Below are 2,551 nucleotides of genomic sequence, written 5' to 3'. Positions count from 1 at the left end.
TCATGCGCAGCGTCCTGATCAAACCGGAGAGCGAGCACTACCTGCCCACCCTGCACGCCCGCGTGGAACAACTCGCCGCCACCCACCACTGACCGGGGCGGGCGGGGCGCCCGCCCCCCCCCGGGGGGGGGCGCGGGCCCGGGCGGGGGCGCGCGGGCCCCGCCCCCCGGGACCGGCTGCAGGTTCCCGACAACACCGCCGAGCGGCAGGCGATCGTGGTTCCGTCCTCCGGACCGACCGCCGTGACCCTCCGGCGAGCCGGTACGGTGGGCGCCCCCGGATGCGGGGCTCATCCCCGGGTCTATGTGGGAACCCCATAAACACGGGGGGTGTCTGGCTGTTGACTCGCTCTGACCGGGTGCGCGTTCTGTCCGGCCCCACCAGGATTCGACACGCGAGACTGTACGGAGTCGACGGCAGGGTTTTCTTGTCTGACTTCGTAGGGTCGTCACATGACCGTTGTGGACCAGATCCCGAGCGAGCCCGCTGACGCCCGTGGCCGTGTGGCCGAGCTGCACGTCCTGCGTGAGCAGGCGCTGCGCGGCCCGAGTGACCGCGCGACCGAGGCCCAGCACGCGAAGGGCAAGCTGACCGCGCGCGAGCGCATCGAGCTGTTGCTCGACCCTGGTTCCTTCAACGAGGTCGAGCAGCTACGTCGGCACCGCGCCCAGGGCTTCGGTCTGGAGGCGAAGAAGCCGTACACCGACGGCGTGATCACCGGCTGGGGCACCGTCGAGGGCCGCACCGTCTTCGTGTACGCGCACGACTTCCGGATCTTCGGCGGTGCGTTGGGCGAGGCCCACGCCACCAAGATCCACAAGATCATGGACATGGCCATCGCGGCCGGTGCCCCGCTGGTCTCCCTCAACGACGGCGCCGGCGCCCGCATCCAGGAGGGCGTGTCCGCGCTCGCCGGGTACGGCGGCATCTTCCAGCGCAACACCAAGGCGTCCGGCGTCATCCCGCAGATCTCGGTGATGCTCGGCCCGTGTGCCGGCGGCGCGGCCTACAGCCCCGCGCTGACCGACTTCGTGTTCATGGTCCGCGAGACCTCGCAGATGTTCATCACCGGCCCCGACGTCGTCAAGGCGGTCACCGGCGAGGAGATCACCCAGAACGGACTCGGCGGCGCCGACGTCCACGCGGAGACCTCGGGCGTCGCGCACTTCGCGTACGACGACGAGGAGACCTGCATCGCCGAGGTCCGCTACCTGCTGTCGATGCTCCCGCAGAACAACCGCGAGAACCCGCCGACCGTCGCCTCCGAGGACCCCGCAGAGCGCCGCTCCGACGTCCTGCTGGACCTGGTGCCGGCCGACGGCAACCGTCCGTACGACATGCACAAGGTCATCGAAGAGCTCGTCGACGACGGCGACTACCTGGAAATCCACGAGCGCTGGGCCCGCAACATCATCTGCGCCCTGGCCCGGCTCGACGGCCAGGTCGTCGGCATCGTCGCCAACCAGCCCCAGTCGCTGGCCGGCGTCCTCGACATCGAGGCCTCCGAGAAGGCCGCCCGCTTCGTGCAGATGTGCGACGCCTTCAACATCCCGATCATCACCCTTCTGGACGTCCCCGGCTTCCTTCCCGGCGTCGACCAGGAGCACGGTGGAATCATCAGGCACGGCGCGAAGCTGCTGTACGCGTACTGCAACGCGACCGTGCCCCGGATCTCCCTGATCCTGCGCAAGGCCTACGGCGGCGCCTACATCGTCATGGACTCGCAGTCCATCGGCGCCGACCTGACGTACGCCTGGCCCACCAACGAAATCGCGGTCATGGGCGCCGAGGGCGCCGCCAACGTGATCTTCCGCAAGCAGATCGCGGAGGCCGAGGACCCCGACGCCATGCGCGCCCGCATGGTCAAGGAGTACAAGGCCGAGCTGATGCACCCGTACTACGCGGCCGAACGCGGCCTGGTCGACGACGTCATCGACCCCGCCGACACCCGCCAGGTGCTCATCAGGTCCCTCGCGATGCTCCGCACCAAGCACGCCGACCTGCCGTCCCGCAAGCACGGCAACCCGCCCCAGTAAGAGGAGTCATCCACGTGACCACTGCCACCAACCTCCTCCGCGTCGAAAAGGGCCAGGCCGACCCCGAGGAGCTCGCCGCCATCACCGCGGTCCTCCTCGCCCGCGCCGCCGCACAGCCGGCCGAGCCCGCCCCCCACGGCCGCTCCACGGCCGGATGGCGACGCCTGGAACGCCAGTCCGGCTTCCGCGCCCCGCACAGCTGGCGCTGACCCCGCGCAGCACCGGTCCAACCCGAAGGGTCCCGCTCCCCGGAGCGGGGCCCTTCGGCGTGCGGACGGGCCCGTGCCGGCGGTGCGCCCCGTCCGCAAGGGGGGCCCGGCGGCCCCTCCGGTCGCCCGGGGCGCCGGGAGGAACAGAGGGGCCCCGCACGAACCAACCCGTGCGGGGCCCCTCTCCGTACGTCCCGTCGGGACTTACCGCAGCCGTGCCATGAGGGCGTGCTCGACGAGCGTGATGAGGGCGCTCTTGGCGTCGGCGCGGTGGCGGGCGTCGGTGGTGATGATGGGGGTGTCGGG

Annotated in this window: 2 protein-coding genes and 1 pseudogene; 2 read left to right on the top strand and 1 reads right to left on the bottom strand. The window is 71.0% G+C overall.

The window, feature by feature from the left end; all coding sequences use genetic code 11:
- Positions 1-452: 452 nt before the first annotated feature.
- On the top strand, positions 453-2,036 hold the full coding sequence (locus ACFW22_RS35745; RefSeq protein ID WP_386412950.1) for an acyl-CoA carboxylase subunit beta: 1,584 nt from the start codon (positions 453-455) through the stop codon (positions 2,034-2,036).
- A 14-nt stretch (positions 2,037-2,050) separates the two neighbouring features.
- Positions 2,051-2,245 (top strand): acyl-CoA carboxylase subunit epsilon, encoded by a 195-nt coding sequence (locus ACFW22_RS35740; protein ID WP_386412948.1) that lies wholly within the window; start codon positions 2,051-2,053, stop codon positions 2,243-2,245.
- A gap of 204 nt (positions 2,246-2,449) precedes the next feature.
- Here ACFW22_RS35740 and ACFW22_RS35735 read toward each other — a convergent pair.
- A pseudogene (locus tag ACFW22_RS35735) lies at positions 2,450-2,551 on the bottom strand (ATP-binding protein); the annotation flags it as partial.

Source organism: Streptomyces sp. NPDC058872, from assembly GCF_042743065.1.
Lineage (GTDB): Bacteria > Actinomycetota > Actinomycetes > Streptomycetales > Streptomycetaceae > Streptomyces.
Note: the sequence above shows the minus strand (reverse complement) of the source record. Positions and strands in the feature narration are given on the sequence as shown.